We start from the raw sequence: 17,261 nt of genomic DNA on the forward strand, positions 1-17,261 counted from the left end.
CGGGATGCTGCTGTGCCGTCAGTGTGTCCGCCGCCTGCGATCCGGTCGGTACGTTCGACCGCACAACGCCCCGCTTTCCGGACGATTCGCGATCCTCAGAAAGCGTTGCGCCCGATGAAGCCGCGCACGACCGTCAACAGGATGATCTTCATGTCGAACCAGAAGCTCCAGTTCTGCATGTAGAACAGATCGAACTTCACGCGAGCGGCCATCGCCTCGACCTTGCGCGTCTCGCCGCGATAGCCGTTCACCTGTGCCCATCCGGTGATGCCGGGCCGCACGCGGTAGCGGTACATGTAGCAGTCGATCAGCTGCCGATAGAAGTCGTCGTGCTCGATCGCATGCGGACGCGGCCCGACGACCGACATCTGCCCGAACAGCACGTTGAAGAACTGCGGCAGCTCGTCGAGCGACGTGCGCCGCAGGAATGCGCCGACGCGCGTAATGCGCGAATCGTTGCGCGACGCCTGCCGCAGTACGCCCGGCTGTACGCGATGCACGCGCATCGTCCTGAACTTCAGGATGTCGAACTCGCGACCGTCGACACCCTTGCGGCGCTGCCTGAACAGCACGGGCCCCGGCGAAGACAGCTTGACCGCGATCGCCAGCATCGACAGCAGCGGCAGCAACGGAATCAGCACGCCGAACGCAAACAGCCGGTCGAACGCGAACTTCGCCCACAGCTCCGGCGCGGAGCGCGGCGTGGTCGCGAGATTGATCGCCGGCATGCCGAGCACGTCGGTCGCCGAGCGATCGACGACGGCCATCTGCCGCACGTCGGGCAACAGCCGCAGCTCGACGAATTCGTCGCGCAGCTCGCGCACGATGCGCTGGATCCGCCACTCGTGCGACATCGGCAGCGTGAGCCACACCTCGTCGATCGCGCCGCCGCGAATCATGTCGCGCAACGCATTCCAGTCGTCGATCACCGGCACGCCGCCGATGCCGCCCGCGGCGGCCGGCGCATCGTCGTCGAAGACGCAGGCCGCCACGAACGGGCCATTCGATGCGAGTTGCATCCGCTCGATCGCGACGCGCCCGTAGGCGGTCGCGCCGACGACGGCGACGCGGCGCTGCCGCGCGCGCGGGTCGTCACGCGTCAGCGCGAGCGCCAGCAGCGCGGCACGGCCGAGCAGCAGCGCCGCGTCGCCGGACAGCACCGTGCGCGCGATCCAGCGTGTCGTGACCGTGCCGCCGCGGTTCACGATCCACATCGTGGCCGCCACCGTCAGCACGCTCGCGCAAACGACGGCCGCCATCGTCTGCGTCGGCACATGTGTGCCGCGATGCGGCGCCACGCCGCCGCGCAGGTGGCGCGGCAACAGCGCCACGGTCAACACGCACAGCAGCGCGATCGCACCGCGCTGCGCATCGGATAGCTCGCGCCACGCAAGGCCCGACGCCGCCTGCGCAGCGAGCGCCCCCGCCAGCAGGAGCACGACATCGGCCGCCGCGATCGCGGCACGCCGCATCGTATTCGTTCCACCGGACCTCGACTGCATCGTCACGCACCGTGTGCCGGGAATCCGCAACGGACCTCCTGGATGCGGGGACGCACCGGCGTCGACCGCGCATTTCCGCGCGTGCCGAGCAAGCGGCGATAGTCGGCACGAATCAGGTCGTAGCATTCGCACGCGTGATGTTCGAGGCCGTCGCGGTCGAGCACCGTGATGCGGCCGCGGCGCTGCCGGATCAGCCCGGCTTCCTGCAGGTTGCCGGCCGCTTCCGTCACGCCTTCGCGCCGCACGCCGAGCATGTTCGCGATCGTTTGCTGCGTGACGGCCAGCTCGTCGCCGTCGATCCGGTCGTGCGCCAGCAGCAGCCAGCGGCTGAGCTGCTCGCTGACCGAGTGATGCCGGTTGCACAGCGCGCTGCGCGAGATCTGCGCCATCGTCGCCTGGCAGTAGTTGAGCAGCAGACGGTAAGTCTCGGGCGACCGCTCGAATTCGGCGCGCATCACGCAGGTCGGTACGCGATAGGCCATGCCGCCGATGCGCACCTCGACCCGGTTCGACGCGGCGACACCCCCGACCAGCGTGCCAAGCCCGACCACGCCCTCGCGGCCGACCACCGCCACCTCGACCATCGCACCGTCCTCCATCAGGTGCTGCACCGACATCATTGTCGTCGTCGGGAAATGCAGATGGCGCATCGGCTCGCCGACCCGGTCGAGCATGCCGGCCTTGATCCGGACCAGTTCGAGGTGCGGTGCGATGTTGCGGATGCTGTCCTCCGGGAGGGCATCGAGGATGGCATTCGCCGAGTAGCTCGAGTGAAGATGAAGCATGTATGTATCCCTTTTATGTCCGCGCCGCGTGCAGCCGCATGCACGGAACTCGTTATCGCGATGCGTGCCCGGACGTTCACAGCGGTTGCGGCCACAACCCTGAATCCGGTTGCCCATCGGCTTGTCACTTCCGGATTGAGTCGATCGTTCCGTTTTCGACACGCCAGCCCGAATAAGCGATTTACGTGCCAATACCCGTCCGTCCTTAATATATGAATCACATCCGATTTAGATCGACCGAATAACCCATCTAAAACCAAAAAAAGCGTCTCATTTCCGGACACTCTTCCGCGCGACGGACACCGTTCCGCATTCGACTGATCAATTTGCGCACCGGATCGGAGCCGCCGCAGCGGTGCCGCGAGGCTTACCGGTCATATACTTACAGCCGATTTTCAATTGTTTCCGTGATGTGCCGGACAGCACGCGCCAGCGCCGCCACGCTTCACACGGTCGTTTGAAACTGTCTCAAATTTGAATCTGCACACTAATTCCAGACTATGTCCGGTATCGCACACATCGCATGCAAGCCATTGATTCTTAGAGAAAGCCGCGCGACCCAAGTTTAATTGTCAAATAATGTTCAATGCTCGCGCGGCAATTTCCCCGTACGATGCGCGGCGTCGGCCGATTGCTTCACGATCGATATTGAATGGTCGACCGGTCTGTCATTCCATTCGCGGATGATTAATTTCATGACAAACGAATCATTAAATCCGGATAACGTTTGCGCCCAATCAAAATCGTCAAACTTTGTGAAATGACGTAATGTGCGATTGGTTGAATTCAATTGCATGCTAGCCTTTCCGCAGCATCGTCATTCGAATTTAGATGAACACAAGTCCGCACGAGCGTGCGAAATTCCCTTTTCGGGAGTCTCGCCGCGACAGCGCGCGACCGCCACCCTACGAGGATGCGCCGTGACTCACCAGGCCCCCGACGTCGTCGCGCACGCGAACGGCATGATCGAGTTTTCCCACAGTTTCGATGCGAACCGGTTTCTCGCGGCCATCGACCGCGACGAGCTCGCCACGCTGGTCCCCCACCTTCAACTCGTTCACCTGGAATCGGGGCAGGTGCTGTGCGAACCCGGCGCAATGCTCGCCGCGGTCTACCTGCCCGTCACGACGGCGATTTCGCTGCAGTACGTGTCGTCCGGCGGCATGACGCTGGAAGTCGCGGAAATCGGCAGCGAAAGCGTGGTCTGCGACGACGTGATCGGCGGCAGCGGCCGGATGCCGTGCCGCGCCGTCGCCTGCCGCGACGGCTTCGTCTACCGGCTCGACCGCCGCGTGTTCGCGGCCGCGTTCGACGCATCGCCGGTGATCCGCCATCTCGTGTTCGTCTGCGTGCGGCTCTTGATGGCGCAGGTATCGCAGATCACGTTCTGCAGCCGTCATCATGTGCTCAAACATCAGTTATGCAGATGGTTCCTGCTGGCGTACGACCGTACGCGCAGCATCGAGATCCAGGTGACGCACAGCATGCTGGCGCAGATGCTCGGCGTGCGGCGGGAAACGGTCACCGATGCCGCCGGCGAAATCCAGAAGCTCGGCCTGATCCGGCAATACCGGAGCTCGATCGAGCTGGCCGACCTCGACGGCCTCGAGAAGATGTCGTGCGGCTGCCGCGCGATCGTGCGCGACGAGATGAAACGCATCCTGTCGGCCGATTCGGGCGTGCCGGCCGCATCGCGTGCCTGATTGCCGCGCCGATTCGTGCGGCGCCAGCATGCGGGGTTAGCGGTTTGTAGGGTGGCGAACAGAACGCCGAGCGTGCGAATGGTCTACTGATGCCGGACTGCCGGGGGGATGTCAGCGCGATGCGCGCGTCTGCCCGAGCGGACGACACCACGCACGCCGGAGCCGCACGTGAAAAACGAAATCAGAACCATCCTCAAACACGTCGCCCACCTCGAAGCCGCGATCGATTCGATCGGCGACGGGGACGACCTCTACGAAGCGGGCCTCTCCTCGCTCGACACGATCCAGTTGATGCTCGCGATCGAGAAGCAGTTCAACATCGAGATTCCCGACGAGATGCTGAACCGCAACCTGTTCCGCAGCATCGACGCACTCGCGGACACGATCGCCACGCTGCAACGCACCGAGCATTCCGCATGAGCGCGCTGCTTCCCGAACTCGCGGCCGACAGCGAATCGCATCGGCTCGACGAGGCCGCGCACGCCGTCGCGCAGATCGCCGCGCAGCACGCGGATGCGGTCGACCGCGACGCGCGCTGCCCCGTCGAGGCGATCGAGGCGATGCGCGCGCGCCGGCTGCTGGGCGCGATGGTGCCGACTCATCTCGGCGGCGCTGGCGCGTCGCTGCAAGACATCGCATCGGCCTGCTCGATCCTCGGCCAGGCCTGCGCATCGTCGGCGATGGTGTTCGCGATGCACCAGATCCAGGTTGCCTGCATCGTCAACCACGCCGTCGACCAGGGCTGGCACAAGCTGTTCCTGCAGCAGCTCGTGCGCCACCAGTGGCTGCTCGCGTCGGCCACGTCGGAAGACGGCGTCGGCGGCAACCTGCGCGCGAGCCAGTGCGCGCTCGAAGCCGACGGCAGCGAATTCCGGCTGCGCAAATCCGCGCCGACGATCTCGTATGGCGACTATGCGGACGGCATCCTCGCGACCGCACGACGCGACGCGAACGCGCCCGCTTCCGAACAGGTGCTCGTCACGCTGCTGCGCGACGGCTATACGCTCACGCGCCGCGGCGAATGGGACACGCTCGGGATGCGCGGCACCTGCAGCAACGGCTTCGTGCTCGACGCACAGGGTGCCGCCGTTCAGTGCCTGCCGGTGCCGTTCGCGAAGATCGCCGAGGAAACGATGGTGCCGGTCTCGCACATTCTGTGGGCCGCGGTCTGGATCGGCGTGGCCGGCGATGCGTTCCATCGCGCACACCAGTTCTTCCGCGCGCAGGCACGCCAGACCGACGGCGCGCCGTCGCCCGCGTCGCGGCGCATCGCCGAATCGCTCGAGCTGATGCAGGCGATGCAGGCCCGCGTCGACAACGTGCTGCGGCTCCATGCGAATACGCCGGCCCGCTCGTGGTCCGCCGGCATGGCCTGGGCCGCCGAGATCAACACGCTGAAGACCTACGTATCGTCGACCGCGCTGGAAGTCGCGCAACAGGCGATGATGATCTGCGGGATGGCCGGCTACAAGCAAGGCACGCCGTTCAGCATCGGCCGCCACATTCGCGACCTGCACGCGGCGCCGCTGATGATCAGCAACGACCGCATTGCCGCCAACACCTCGAGCCTGCTGCTCGCGCTGCGTCCTGCGACGCTGGAGAAACATTCGTGAACGATCGCCTCGCCGTGCCCTCCGCCGCCTCCTCTCCCGCCGACGCGCCGCTCGACCGCGCGGGCGTCAACCCGCTGCGCGATGCGCTGATCGACGCGGGCCTGCTGGTCTCGACCGGCATCCAGGGCCTGTTCGGCCGCAGCGAACGGTTCGAGCGCGTCGTCGAAGCGCTCGACGCGCTCGTCACGCGCCTCGGCGCGGATCAACAGGCCGAGGTGCTGCGCTTCCCGCCGGCGATGAGCCGCACCGAATTCGAGCGCAGCGAATACATGAAGAGCTTCCCGCAGCTCGCGGGCAGCGTGCATGCGTTCTGCGGCGACGAGCAGCAGCACCAGCGCCTGTTGCAGTGCCTCGATCGCGGCGACGACTGGACGGAAAACCAGAAGCCGACCTACGTCGTGATGACGCCGGCCGCATGCTACCCGGTCTATCCGGTCGTCGCACGCGCGGGCGCGTTGCCCGGCGACGGCCGGATCGTCGACGTGTTCTCGTACTGCTTCCGCCACGAGCCATCGCTCGATCCGACCCGCATGCAGTTGTTCCGGATGCGCGAATACGTGCGGATCGGCACGCCCGAACAGATCGTCGCGTTCCGCGAGACGTGGATCGAGCGCGGCACGCGGATGATCGACGCGCTGCGCCTGCCGAACGCGATCGATCTCGCGAACGACCCGTTCTTCGGGCGCGGCGGCAAGATCGTCGCGAACAGCCAGCGCGAGCAGAACCTGAAGTTCGAGCTGCTGATCCCGATCGAGCACGACGACCGCCAGACCGCATGCCTGAGCTTCAACTACCACATGGACCATTTCGGGCTGCTGTGGGACATCCGCACCGAGACGGGCGACGTCGCGCATACGGGCTGCGTCGGCTTCGGCCTCGAACGGCTCACGCTCGCGCTGTTCCGCCACCACGGCTTCGACATCGACGCGTGGCCGCGCGAGGTCCGCGACGTGCTGTGGGGCACGCGATGAGGTTCGTTTCCCGCGACGGCGAAGACGCGTCGTTCGACGACGTGCGCCACCGTGCGCGCCACTACCGGCCGCACCCGCTGCACAGTCAGGAGATGGTCTGGAAGCAGACCAACTGCTACGTCGACATGTGGCTCGAGGTGCTCCGGTGGTGGGGCTTCAATCCGTACGCGGCGCTGCCGTTTACGATCGCGCTCGATTTCGAGGGCGACCAGTTCACGTTCTTCAAGTTTCCGCACGACGAACTGGAGCGGCTCTACGGCATCGTCGTGCAGGAGCACTCGATCTACGAGCCGCTCGACCGGCACATCGAAACGCAGGTCGCGCGCGGGCACCTGATGATCGTCGAAGTCGACGCGTGGTTCCTGCCCGACACGCGCGGCAGCAGCTATCGCACGCAGCACACGAAGACGACGATCGGCATCGACGCGATCGACCGCGCGAAGCGCCAGATCGGCTATTTCCATAACAGCGGCTATTACGTGGCCGAGGATTTCGACTACAACGGGCTCGTCGGCGGCAGTTCGCCGATGACGCTGCCGCCGTACGTCGAAATCGCGAAGCGGCGCTTTGCGCCGCTCGACGAGCACGCGCTCTGCGAAGCGTCGCTCGCCGCGCTGCAGCGCCACCTGCGGCGCCTGCCGGTCGTCGATCCGATCGCGGCATTCCGGCGACAGTTGCAGACCGATGCGAAGACGCTCGCCGATGCGCCGCTCGAACACTTCCATGCGTACTCGTTCAATTCGGTGCGGCAGCTCGGCGCGAATTTCGAACTGTTCGGCCATTACGCGCGCTGGCTGCAGGCCAGCGGCTGCGTCGGGCCGTTCGCCGAGATCCGCGCCGCATGCGACCGCATCGCGTCCGAAGCGATGGTGCTGGAGTTCCGGCTCGCGCGCGCCTGCGCACGCGGCAAGGAAGAACGCGGCGATTCGACGCTCGAGGCGATCGAGGCCGCCTACGTCGATCTCGTCGCCTGCGCGCGGCAGATCGGCTCGCCGTCGCGGCATGTGGCGCCCGCGACGCCTGCGCGCAGCGACGCGGCGCCCATGCCGGCCATGCGGTGACGCGCGCGCGTGCCCTGCCCGCGTGGTCGATGCTGGCGACGGCCGCAGGCGCCGCGCGGGAACCGCGCGATCTTCCGGCCGACGGCGACGGCTGGATCGCGACGCCGGTGCCCGGCACGGTCGCGCAGGCGCTCGCGCTGGCCGGCCGGCTCGACGAAGCGGCATCACTCGACGAACGCGATCACTGGTACCGGATCGAACTGCGCGGGCGCGGGCCGCGCGTGCTGCGCTTTCACGGCCTCGCGACGCTCACACAGGCGTGGCTCGACGACACGCCGATCCTCCGCTCCGACAGCATGTTCGTCGCGCACGACGTTCCCGTATCGCTCGACGGCACGCACCGGCTGACGCTCTGCTTCGGCGCGCTCGCGCCGCACCTGCGCGACGCGCGCGCGCCGCGCCGTGCGCGCTGGCGCACACGGCTCGCCGAGCCGGCGGCGCTGCGCACGGTCCGCACGTCGCTGTTCGGACACATGCCCGGCTGGTTTCCGCCATACGTGCCGACCGGCCCGTGGCGCCCCGTCGACGTACTCGATCCGGCCGACGGCTTCGTTCCGGTCGACTGCGACCTGCGTGCGCGCGTCGAAGGCGACACGGGCTGGCTCGATGCCGAACTGACATTTGCCGCGCCGTTGCCCGACGCGCTCGCGGCAAGACTGTCGTGCGGCGAACACCAGGCGACGCTCGAACGCGCCGGCACCGACCGGCTACGCGCGAGCGTCGCGGTGCCCAACGTGCGCCGCTGGTGGCCGCATACGCATGGCGAGCCGACACTCTACGAAATCGCGCTGCATATCGGCGACGAACGGCGGCCGCTCGGCTCGACCGGCTTCCGCACGATCGAGATCGATGCCGGCGCCGACGGCAAGGGATTCGGGCTGCGCATCAACGGCGTGCCCGTGTTCGCGCGCGGCGCATGCTGGAGCAGCGCCGCACCGCTTGCGCTGCACGCGGACGACGCCACCTACGGCCGCCTGCTCGGGCTCGCACGCGACGCCGGCTTCAACATGATCCGCGTCGGCGGCACGATGACCTACGAGGCCGACGCATTCCACGCGTGGTGCGACCGGCTCGGGCTGCTGGTCTGGCAGGACTTTATGTTCGCGAACTTCGATCATGCGCTCGACGATCCCGCGTTCGCGGACAACGTCGACCGTGAAGCCGATCAATTCCTCGCGCGCCACGGCGCGTCGCCGTCGCTCGCGGTGCTGTGCGGCGGCAGCGAGATCGCGCAACAGGCGGCGATGTCGGGGCTCGGGCCGAAGCAGCGCTTCCTCGAGCTGACCGCCGAGCGGCTGGCCGGCCACGCGGCCGCGCGCCGGCCCGACGTCCCGTATGTGCCCGATTCGCCCGACGGCGGCGTGCTGCCGTTCGCGCCGCGCGAGCGCGTATCGCACTACTACGGCGTCGGCGCGTACCTGCGCCCGCTCGACGATGCGCGCCGCGCGGACGTGCGCTTCGCGAGCGAATGCCTCGCGTTCGCGAACGTGCCGTGCGATGCGACGCTCGTCAGCCTCGGCTGGCCCGGCGTGCACGAGCCGCGCTGGAAGGCGGCCGTGCCGCGCGACCCCGGCACGTCGTGGGATTTCGAGGACATTCGCGACCACTATCTGCAGACGCTGTACGACGTCGCGCCGGACCGGCTGCGCCGCGAGGATCCGGCACGCTACTTCGAACTGTCGAGGGCCGCGATCGCGGACGTGATGCGCGAGACGTTCTCCGAATGGCGGCGCACCGGTTCACGCTGCGCCGGCGCGCTCGTATGGCAGTTCCAGGACGTGATGCCGGGTGCCGGATGGGGTGTGATCGACGCCACGCGCCGGCCGAAATCGGCGTGGTATGCGCTGCGCCAGGTGCTGCAGCCCGTGCAGGTGCTGCTCGTCGACGAAGGCTTGAACGGGCTCGACGTGCATGTGGTGAACGAGCGCCCGGCGCCGCTGTCGGCGGCCGTCGAACTGGTCGCGCTGCGCGACGGCCGCACGCCGGTCGCGCGGGCCGGCTGCCCGGTACGGATCGCCGCGCACGACACGATACGGATCGGCTCGGCCGAGCTGCTCGGCCGGTTCTTCGACTGGACCTATGCGTACCGTTTCGGGCCCTGCGAACACGACACCGTCGTCGCGACACTACGCACCGACGACGGCACGCTGCTGTCGCAGGCGTTCCATTTCCCGTCCCGCACGCATCCGGCCGTGCTGGCGCGCCGCGAACTCGGGATCGAAGCGTGCGTGTCGCGCACCGGCGACACGTGGCACGTCGACATCGACACGCGGCACGTCGCGCGGCACGTGCAGATCGACGCGCCAGGTTTCATGCCGCGCGACGACTGGTTTCATCTCGCGCCGGGCACGCCGGCGCGCGTCGCGCTCGTTCCGCTGGAAACCGCCGGGAAGATTCGGGACGCGGACGGCGGGCCGCCTGCCGTGGAAATTCGCGCGGTAAACGCCGCGCGAACGGTACGCGCCACGCAGGCCGGTTGACGCGACGCTCGCAGGCGCCATGCGCCGCGAGCGCCGCAATTCGAACGTCAGTCGGACGAACCCGTGCCGCGCGGCCGCTCGATCCCGTACGCTTCCATCCAGCGATACAGCGTCGCGCGCGACACGCCAAGCTCGCGCGCCGAAGCCGCGACGCGCCCGCGCGTGCGCAGCAACGCGGTTTCGATCGCCTCGCGCTCGATCGACTTGCGGATGTCGGCCACGGACGGCGACGCCGCATCGAGACAGTATTCGAGCTCGAGATCCCGCGCGGTGATCAGGCGCCCTTCGGTCATCACGACCGCGCGGCGCACCCGGTTGATCAGTTCGCGGACATTGCCGGGCCAGTCGTGCTTGTAGAGTGCGGTGATCGCGTCCGTCGAGAAGCCGCGCACGCGATGACGCGCATCGCCGCGGAAGCGTTCGAGCATGTGGTGCGCGAGCAGTTCGATGTCCTTGCCGCGCGCGCGCAGCGGCGGCTGGTCGATGCGCATCACGCACAGTCGGTGGAACAGGTCCGCGCGAAAACGCCCTTCCTCCATCGCGCCGCGCAGGTCGACGTGCGTCGCCGATACGATCCTGACATCGACCGGCACCGGATCGCTGCCGCCGAGGCGATGGATCGAGCGCTCCTGCAGAAAACGCAGCAGGCTCGCCTGGCTCTCGTGCGGCAGGTCGCCGATCTCGTCGAGCAGCAGCGTGCCGCCGTTCGCGGCCTCGACATAGCCGATCTTGCGCGCGTTCGCGCCGGTAAACGCGCCGCGCTCATAACCGAACAGCTCCGATTGCAGCAGATGCGGCGGAATCGCGCCGCAGTTGACCGCGACGAACGGGCCGTTGCGCCGCTCCGAATGACGATGGATCGCGACGGCCGTCAGCTCCTTGCCGGTACCCGTTTCGCCGAACACGAACACCGGTGCGTCGGTGCGTGCGAAGCGCCGCACCGTGTCGAACAGCCGCAGCATCGCGCTGCAGGTGCCGACGATGCCTTTCTCGTCCGATTCGAGCTGTTCGCGGTCGCGCGCGAACAGGCATTCCATGCCGTATGCATGGCCGACCGTATCGGCGATCCGCTGGTGCGACGCGGGCAACGTGACGTAGTCGAAGCAATAGTCGCGCAACAGCGCGCGCACGTTCGGGGAAGCGGTCTGGCCGACGTCGACGAGCGCGACCCACACGACGTCGCGCATCGACGCACAGGTCGACGCGATGCTGCCGATCGCATCGGCATGGCCGCCGCTCAGGTCGAGAATGCCGCAGGTGATTTCGCCGGGCGTATTGCGCAGCTCGTTCGCATGCTCGACGATCGACACCTTCCAGTCGCGTCGGGCCAGTTCCTTTCGCAGCATGACGGACGGCGACTGCGTCCAGTAAATCAGCGGACGCTGCCCGTTACCGCTTCCCCCGCCGGCGCTCTTATCGCGCGTTATTGGCATATTCATAACGAACCATCACTTTCTCCACTCCGCGAACCGTTCGCGTGCGCTGCGGCCGGCGGCACATGGCTGCCTGTCCGCGCTGCGTTTCCGCAGCTTTGGCGAAGATCGAAACTGCACACGGCGAGAGCCCCCGGAGGTCGAGCCGGATGTCATCCGGCCTCGTTGTCATCGAACTCGAAGGGAACGCGCGGCCGCGGGAGCCACGACGTTCCGGCTTTGATGCGACGCGCCGTCAGGCGGAGCACGTCGGCAAACGGGAAATCCGTCCGCAGGTGCGTTGCGTCGTACACGACAGTCGCGCCCGATGCCGAACCGGATGGCCGCCAACCCGCTCCCGGAATGACCGCCGCATTTCATCCGTTCGTGAATCTACACCCCGTTTCGAGATGGCCGTGTTACCAAAAGATAAACATGATTCAGCCCATTACGCCACCGGTCGGCCCGCACAACACACCTTTGACCACTGAAATTTGATTATCTATGACTATTCCCGTCAATCAGTGGCAAATCCCACTTTTCGGCAAGATCGCTGCGTCCATTGCCCGCGATTTTCTCCGAAATCCCGGAATAAATCCGGACGTCCCGCTCCGCGAGTCGATAATCGCCGCGCGCATGCCCCACCGGCACCGCACGGAGAACGCACGCGCCCGGGTCGTTCGTTACAGCGTCGTAACCAAACGCCAGCGCCGCCGGTCAGGTCCGCAGTGCCGCCTCGCGTTGCCGGGCCTGCCGATCGTGCAGGTTGCCACGGGCCGAAACGCCGTCGCCCGGCGTGAAACCGGCGGTGCCGGCCATCTCCTCCTGCAATGCAGCATAGCCATCCATCACGAAGCGCGTGAGCTCGCCCCGGAAACGCGCCGAGCCGAAGCATTCGGCATTTGCGCGGCACGCGTGCGGATCGAACGAACCGCGCGGCAGTGCTTCGAAGCGGGCTAGCGCGTCGACCAGCGCGTCGACCGTCTGCGCGCGGTAGAACAGGCCCGTTGCACCGGCGCACGGCCACGCGCGCACCGACTCGCGCACGCCGCCCTTCCCGTAAGCGATCACGGGCGTGCCGCACGCCTGCGCCTCGACCGGCGAAATGCCGAAATCCTCTTCCGCCGCGAACACGAACGCGCGTGCGCGCTGCAGGTGGTCGTGCAGCACATCGAACGGCTGGTAGCCGAGCAGCGTGACGTTCGGCCCGGCAAGCGCGCGGATCTTCGCCATTTCAGGCCCGTCGCCGATCACGACGAGACGGCGCTCCGGCGTACGCGAAAACGCGTCGACGATCAGGTCGATCCGCTTGTACGGCACGAGCCGCGACGCGGTCAGGTAGAACGCGTCCTTGTCCGTGCGCATCGACAGATGGTCGACGTCGACCGGCGGATAGATCACCGTCGCCTCGCGCCGGTAGGTCTTGCGGATGCGGCGCGCGATGAAGTGCGAATTCGCGGCCACGCGATCGACGCCGTTCGCCGAGCGCGCATCCCAGTTGCGGATGTAATGCAGCAGCGCCCGTGCGATCGCCGATTTCGGCCCGCGCGCGAGCCCCGCCTCGTTCAGGTACTGGTGCTGCAGATCCCACGCGTAGCGCACCGGCGAATGCACGTAGCTGGCGTGGAACTGGTCCGGGCCGCTCAGCACGCCCTTCGCGACCGCGTACGAACTCGACAGCACGATGTCGTATTCCGACAGGTCGAACTGTTCGATCGCGAGCGGAAACAACGGCAGATAACCGCGGTAGCGCTTGCGCGCGAACGGCAGCTTCTGGATGAAGGACGTGCGCACCGCGCGGCCGCGCAGGCAGTCCCGATCCTCGAGGAAATCGACGAGGCTGTAGATATCGGCCTGCGGAAAGCAGTCGATCATGTGCGCCAGCACGCGTTCGGCGCCGCCAGGCACGACCAGCCAGTCGTGAACGATCGCAATCTTCAAGTACTGCCCCCGGTTCTTCATTCACGTTCGATGTCGGCAGACCGCGCAGTGCGGCCGCCGTGACGTGCCAATTATCGGAAAGCCCCGGCACGGCCGATGTGTGCTACCGCACATTGCGCCGCTGTCGGCGCGCGCATTGCCGTGCAGCACGCCGGCCGCGCGAAACCGAGGCGTGAGTGCGCTTTCGAACAGACCGGCGCGCGCGGCATCCGCATCATGACCATTGCCGCACCGCACGGAACGAACGCGTCCGTGGGGTACAGCGTGCTGAAGGCTTCACGCGAGGACCGCATCATGGAATGGCATTGTTGTGAATTCGAACATCTGAGCGCCGTCGATCTCTATGCAATCCTGCGCGCGCGCAACGCCGTGCTGGTGGTCGAGGACGCACACACGCATCTCGACATCGACGGCAAGGACGCCGGCGCGCTGCACGTGTATGCAAGCGTGCGCAACGGCGACACGGCGGAAGTCGCGGCCTACGCGCGCATCCTGCCCGGCGACGACATCGATCCGGATGTCGTGATCGACAAGGTACTGACAAGCGAGGCGTGTCGCGACGGCGATACGCTCGAACGCCTGATCGAACGCGCGCTGACCGCCGCGCTGGCCGCGTGGCCGGACGCCGCGCTCCGCACACACGTTCCCGCGCCGCGCCAGGCCTTCTACAAACGCTTCGGATTCCGCAAGGCGTACGGCCCGTATCTCGAACAGGGCGCGCCGTTCGTCGGCATGATCCGGCCGGCCGATCGCGCCGCCGGTGCGCTGCGTCAACTGCTGTCCCGGGCCGTTTCGACGCCCCGGCCCCGAAACGAAGACGTGCTCGCCGACGGTCGCGGGCGCAACCGGCTGCCCGCCGATACCGGAGCCAATCGATGACCCGCACCCTTCACCCGGTTCCCGAACCCGACCTTCCGCGCATCCTGCCGGTCATCCTTGCCGGCGGCTCGGGCACGCGCCTCTGGCCGCTGTCGCGCGAGCAGTATCCGAAGCAACTGATCGAGCTGACCTCGAACGAATCGCCGCTGTCGGCGACGGCGCGCCGCCTGAACGGCATCGCGAACGCGTCGCTCGGCGACACGCTGCTGCTGGTGTGCGGCGAACAGCACCGCATCATGAGTGCCGCGCAAGTGGTCGACCGTGCGGCGCCGGCGCGCATCCTGCTCGAGCCGGCCGCTCGCAACACGGCACCGGCGCTCACGCTCGCCGCGCTCGACGCGAGCGCGCTCGCGGACGATCCCGTGCTCGCGGTGATGCCGGCCGATCACGTGATCGCCGATGTCGGCGCATTCCAGGACACCATCGCGCGCGCGGCGCGTTACGCGCAGGAAGGCGCGATCGTCACGCTCGGCGTGCTGCCGCGCCGCGCGGAAACGGGCTACGGCTATATCCAGGTCGGCGAGCCGCGCACGGGCCGCCACGGCGGACAAGGCGGCTATTCCATCGGGCGCTTCGTCGAGAAACCCGACGCGACGCTCGCCGAACGCTACCTGCAGTCGGGCGACTACTGGTGGAACAGCGGGATTTTCGTCACGCGCGCGTCGGTCTGGCTAAAGGCGATCCGCACACTGGCGCCCGCGATTCATGCAGCCTGCGAAGCGGCGTGGCGCGCGGGCGTCGCAGAGGATCCGTTCTTCCGGATCGACGCGGCGGCGTTCGACGCCTGCCCGTCCGACTCGATCGACTACGCGGTCATGGAGCGCCTCGCCGAAAGCAGCGAGCTCGGCATCGAAGGGATCGTGGTGCCGCTCGCGGCCGGCTGGTCGGACGTCGGCACATGGGATGCGATCTGGGAAATCATGCCGAAGGACGATCACGGCAACGTCGCGCGCGGCCCGATCGTGTTCGAGGACACGCAGGACAGCTTCGTGCGTTCGGAGGGGCGACTCATCGCATGCGTCGGGATGAAGGACGTCGTCGTGATCGAAACGCCCGATGCGGTGCTGGTCGCGAACAAGCACGACGTGCAGCGCGTGAAGAACATCGTCGCGCGCCTGAAGAGCGACCGGCGCCCGCAGGCGAGCGAGCACCGCAAGGTGCAGCGTCCGTGGGGGCATTACGATTCGATCGATCTCGGCGAACGGTTCCAGGTGAAGCGGATCGTCGTCGAACCGGGCAAGCGGCTGTCGCTGCAGATGCACTATCACCGCGCCGAACACTGGATCGTCGTACGCGGCACCGCGAAGGTGACGCGCGGCACCGAGACGTTCCTGCTCAGCGAGAACGAATCGACGTACATCGCCGTCGGCGAGGTGCATCGCCTCGAGAATCCCGGCCGGATTCCGCTCGAGATCATCGAGGTGCAATCGGGAAACTATCTCGGCGAAGACGATATCGTGCGCTTCGACGACCAGTACGGACGCGCGGTCGTCGACGCGTTGCCGGAAACGCGTGCGGTGCCGCCCGCTTCGCGGGAACCGCATGAGCGGGCCGTCGAAGGAGACGTCGTGCGGTAAGCGCGGTAAGCGCAGGCCTTGCACGCCGGCGCGCGCATCGTGTCGTCAATCGATGCCGCGCTGCGACCAGCGTGCCTGCCTCAGCGATTCGCGCACGCGCGGCAACTGCGACGTGTCCGCGCCCACCGTCACGCCTGTCGCGAGCGGCTGTACTGCCGCCGCCCCGCACTGCCCCACCTTCGATCCTCCTGCATCCGGGTGGCCCGCGGCGCAGCCTCCTCTGCCACCGCCCACCTGTACCGGCATCCCGCCGATCGCGGACAACCGGTTATCCGCGATCCGGTATTGCGACACGTTTCCCCAAACGCGGATGCCGGCGAACCGCGCGCGCGACACGCGGTTGCCGATCACGGCCACGCGCGTCACCGAGCCCGACCACGTACTGACGTCGATCGCGGCCTGCTGCGTCAGCGGGCGCGGATCGGTGCGCGCGGTCGCGGTCTGGATATCCGAGATCTCGTTGTTCTCGACCAGCACGCCGGACGCGCCGTAGGTCCGGAAGCTGTCCTCCTGCGCGACGAGAATGCCCGCGCTCACCTGCACGTTGCGCACGATGTTGTTCGCGATCGTCACGTCCGCGCCGCCGACCACCGTGATGCCGCGCCCCCACGCATTGCCCTCGAGCGAGTTGCCGGTAATCAGCACGTTGCGGCTGAGCACGCCGTCGCCCTGGTAGCTCACCACGGCAATCATGTCGTCGCCGGTGCCGCGCACGACGTTACCCTGCACGAGCACGTTGCGCGCGCCGTGCGTGATGTGGATGCCGTCCGCCAGCGTCGCCAGCACCTCGTTGCCGACGATCGCGACATCCGCTCCGCCGAACACGAAAATGCCGCCGCCTCCGCCGTCGATCGCGTTGTCGAGCACCTGCACGCCGCGCCCGGTCACTTCGATCTTGGTCGATCTCGGCGTTTCCATCCGCGTCGAGCCGGTTCCTGCCAGCCTGAATCCGACGATCGTCGTGCCGTCGCCGCGCATCTCGATCGTCTGGTCGTCCGGCACGGTCGCGATCAGCGTCGCGCCGTAACCCGACAGCACGACCTGCGCTTGCCGAACGACGAGCGAACGGCCGACGATGTAGCGCCCCGGCGCGAACACGAGCCGCTGGCCGGGATGCAGCGCGTCCAGCGCGCGTTGCAGCGCGTCGGCCTGGTCCGCGCCGTCGCGTGCGGGGTCGACATGCGCATCCGGCACCGTCGCGCGGATCTCGCCCTGCGCCGCGGATGCGGCCGCCGCCGCGGCGTGAGCAGCCAGTGCGGGACTACCCATCGCCCATACGCCGAGCATCGCGCAGCAGAGACGGGAAAGGCATCGGCGTCTACGCATGCCGGCCGCTT

14 protein-coding genes are annotated in these 17,261 nt (G+C 67.4%); 8 read left to right on the plus strand and 6 right to left on the minus strand.

Annotated elements, in window-relative coordinates:
• Positions 1-95 precede the first annotated feature (95 nt).
• The 3 genes from BT264_RS05795 to BT264_RS37895 all read right to left on the minus strand — a co-directional run bounded on the left by BT264_RS05795 (position 96) and on the right by BT264_RS37895 (position 3,083).
• The gene (locus tag BT264_RS05795) at positions 96-1,502 is read right to left on the minus strand and encodes an undecaprenyl-phosphate glucose phosphotransferase (protein ID WP_256260570.1); all 1,407 of its coding nucleotides are present in this window, start codon (positions 1,500-1,502) and stop codon (positions 96-98) included.
• 2 nt (positions 1,503-1,504) lie between these two features.
• Positions 1,505-2,287, minus strand: a complete 783-nt coding sequence (locus BT264_RS05800) for a Crp/Fnr family transcriptional regulator (RefSeq protein ID WP_072436647.1) — start codon at positions 2,285-2,287, stop codon at positions 1,505-1,507.
• Positions 2,288-2,870: 583 nt separating this feature from the next.
• The gene (locus tag BT264_RS37895; RefSeq protein ID WP_143155684.1) at positions 2,871-3,083 is read right to left on the minus strand and encodes a hypothetical protein; all 213 of its coding nucleotides are present in this window, start codon (positions 3,081-3,083) and stop codon (positions 2,871-2,873) included.
• 124 nt (positions 3,084-3,207) lie between these two features.
• Between BT264_RS37895 and BT264_RS05805 the strand changes: the two genes are divergently transcribed.
• The 6 genes from BT264_RS05805 to BT264_RS05830 all read left to right on the plus strand — a co-directional run bounded on the left by BT264_RS05805 (position 3,208) and on the right by BT264_RS05830 (position 10,115).
• Complete coding sequence (locus BT264_RS05805; protein WP_177318338.1) at positions 3,208-3,990, plus strand: Crp/Fnr family transcriptional regulator; 783 nt, start codon at positions 3,208-3,210, stop codon at positions 3,988-3,990.
• Between the two features lie 168 nt (positions 3,991-4,158).
• Positions 4,159-4,410 (plus strand): acyl carrier protein, encoded by a 252-nt coding sequence (locus tag BT264_RS05810; RefSeq protein ID WP_006490451.1) that lies wholly within the window; start codon positions 4,159-4,161, stop codon positions 4,408-4,410.
• Positions 4,407-5,603, plus strand: coding sequence for an acyl-CoA dehydrogenase family protein (locus BT264_RS05815; RefSeq protein ID WP_072436646.1), 1,197 nt, complete (start codon positions 4,407-4,409; stop codon positions 5,601-5,603). Before BT264_RS05810 ends, BT264_RS05815 begins: the two co-directional genes overlap by 4 nt.
• Positions 5,600-6,574 carry an amino acid--[acyl-carrier-protein] ligase gene (locus BT264_RS05820; RefSeq protein ID WP_072436645.1) on the plus strand — a complete coding sequence of 325 codons (975 nt, stop codon included), beginning with the start codon at positions 5,600-5,602 and terminating at the stop codon, positions 6,572-6,574. Before BT264_RS05815 ends, BT264_RS05820 begins: the two co-directional genes overlap by 4 nt.
• Positions 6,571-7,635: a DUF1839 family protein gene (locus tag BT264_RS05825; protein WP_072436912.1), complete on the plus strand. Its 1,065-nt coding sequence runs from the start codon at positions 6,571-6,573 to the stop codon at positions 7,633-7,635. Before BT264_RS05820 ends, BT264_RS05825 begins: the two co-directional genes overlap by 4 nt.
• On the plus strand, positions 7,632-10,115 hold the full coding sequence (locus tag BT264_RS05830; RefSeq protein WP_072436644.1) for a glycoside hydrolase family 2 protein: 2,484 nt from the start codon (positions 7,632-7,634) through the stop codon (positions 10,113-10,115). Before BT264_RS05825 ends, BT264_RS05830 begins: the two co-directional genes overlap by 4 nt.
• A 47-nt stretch (positions 10,116-10,162) precedes the next feature.
• Here the strand turns inward: BT264_RS05830 and BT264_RS05835 are convergent, their stop codons facing one another.
• A complete protein-coding gene (locus tag BT264_RS05835; RefSeq protein ID WP_034179702.1) occupies positions 10,163-11,554 on the minus strand; it encodes a sigma-54 dependent transcriptional regulator in 1,392 nt (463 codons plus the stop codon).
• Between the two features lie 690 nt (positions 11,555-12,244).
• Complete coding sequence (locus BT264_RS05845; RefSeq protein WP_256260576.1) at positions 12,245-13,468, minus strand: glycosyltransferase family 4 protein; 1,224 nt, start codon at positions 13,466-13,468, stop codon at positions 12,245-12,247.
• A 216-nt stretch (positions 13,469-13,684) separates the two neighbouring features.
• On the opposite strand from BT264_RS05845, the gene BT264_RS05850 reads away from it, so the two are divergent.
• On the plus strand, positions 13,685-14,347 hold the full coding sequence (locus BT264_RS05850) for a GNAT family N-acetyltransferase (RefSeq protein WP_072436911.1): 663 nt from the start codon (positions 13,685-13,687) through the stop codon (positions 14,345-14,347).
• The gene (locus BT264_RS05855) at positions 14,344-15,924 is read left to right on the plus strand and encodes a mannose-1-phosphate guanylyltransferase/mannose-6-phosphate isomerase (RefSeq protein WP_072436641.1); all 1,581 of its coding nucleotides are present in this window, start codon (positions 14,344-14,346) and stop codon (positions 15,922-15,924) included. Before BT264_RS05850 ends, BT264_RS05855 begins: the two co-directional genes overlap by 4 nt.
• Positions 15,925-15,969: 45 nt before the next feature.
• Here the strand turns inward: BT264_RS05855 and BT264_RS05860 are convergent, their stop codons facing one another.
• Positions 15,970-17,250, minus strand: coding sequence for a right-handed parallel beta-helix repeat-containing protein (locus tag BT264_RS05860; RefSeq protein WP_072436910.1), 1,281 nt, complete (start codon positions 17,248-17,250; stop codon positions 15,970-15,972).
• Positions 17,251-17,261: the final 11 nt, after the last annotated feature.

It is taken from the genome of Burkholderia sp. NFPP32 (assembly GCF_900119325.1).
Taxonomy (GTDB): Bacteria; Pseudomonadota; Gammaproteobacteria; order Burkholderiales; family Burkholderiaceae; genus Burkholderia; species Burkholderia pyrrocinia_C.

What these genes read in the sequence shown, in the direction of transcription:
- BT264_RS05795 (WP_256260570.1), bottom strand. Translation starts at nt 1,502, where the DNA reads ATGCAGTCGAGGTCCGGTGGAACGAATACGATGCGGCGTGCCGCGATC.
- BT264_RS05800 (WP_072436647.1), bottom strand. Translation starts at nt 2,287, where the DNA reads ATGCTTCATCTTCACTCGAGCTACTCGGCGAATGCCATCCTCGATGCC.
- BT264_RS37895 (WP_143155684.1), bottom strand. Translation starts at nt 3,083, where the DNA reads ATGCAATTGAATTCAACCAATCGCACATTACGTCATTTCACAAAGTTT.
- BT264_RS05815 (WP_072436646.1), top strand. Translation starts at nt 4,407, where the DNA reads ATGAGCGCGCTGCTTCCCGAACTCGCGGCCGACAGCGAATCGCATCGG.
- BT264_RS05825 (WP_072436912.1), top strand. Translation starts at nt 6,571, where the DNA reads ATGAGGTTCGTTTCCCGCGACGGCGAAGACGCGTCGTTCGACGACGTG.
- BT264_RS05835 (WP_034179702.1), bottom strand. Translation starts at nt 11,554, where the DNA reads ATGAATATGCCAATAACGCGCGATAAGAGCGCCGGCGGGGGAAGCGGT.
- BT264_RS05850 (WP_072436911.1), top strand. Translation starts at nt 13,685, where the DNA reads ATGACCATTGCCGCACCGCACGGAACGAACGCGTCCGTGGGGTACAGC.
- BT264_RS05855 (WP_072436641.1), top strand. Translation starts at nt 14,344, where the DNA reads ATGACCCGCACCCTTCACCCGGTTCCCGAACCCGACCTTCCGCGCATC.
- BT264_RS05860 (WP_072436910.1), bottom strand. Translation starts at nt 17,250, where the DNA reads ATGCGTAGACGCCGATGCCTTTCCCGTCTCTGCTGCGCGATGCTCGGC.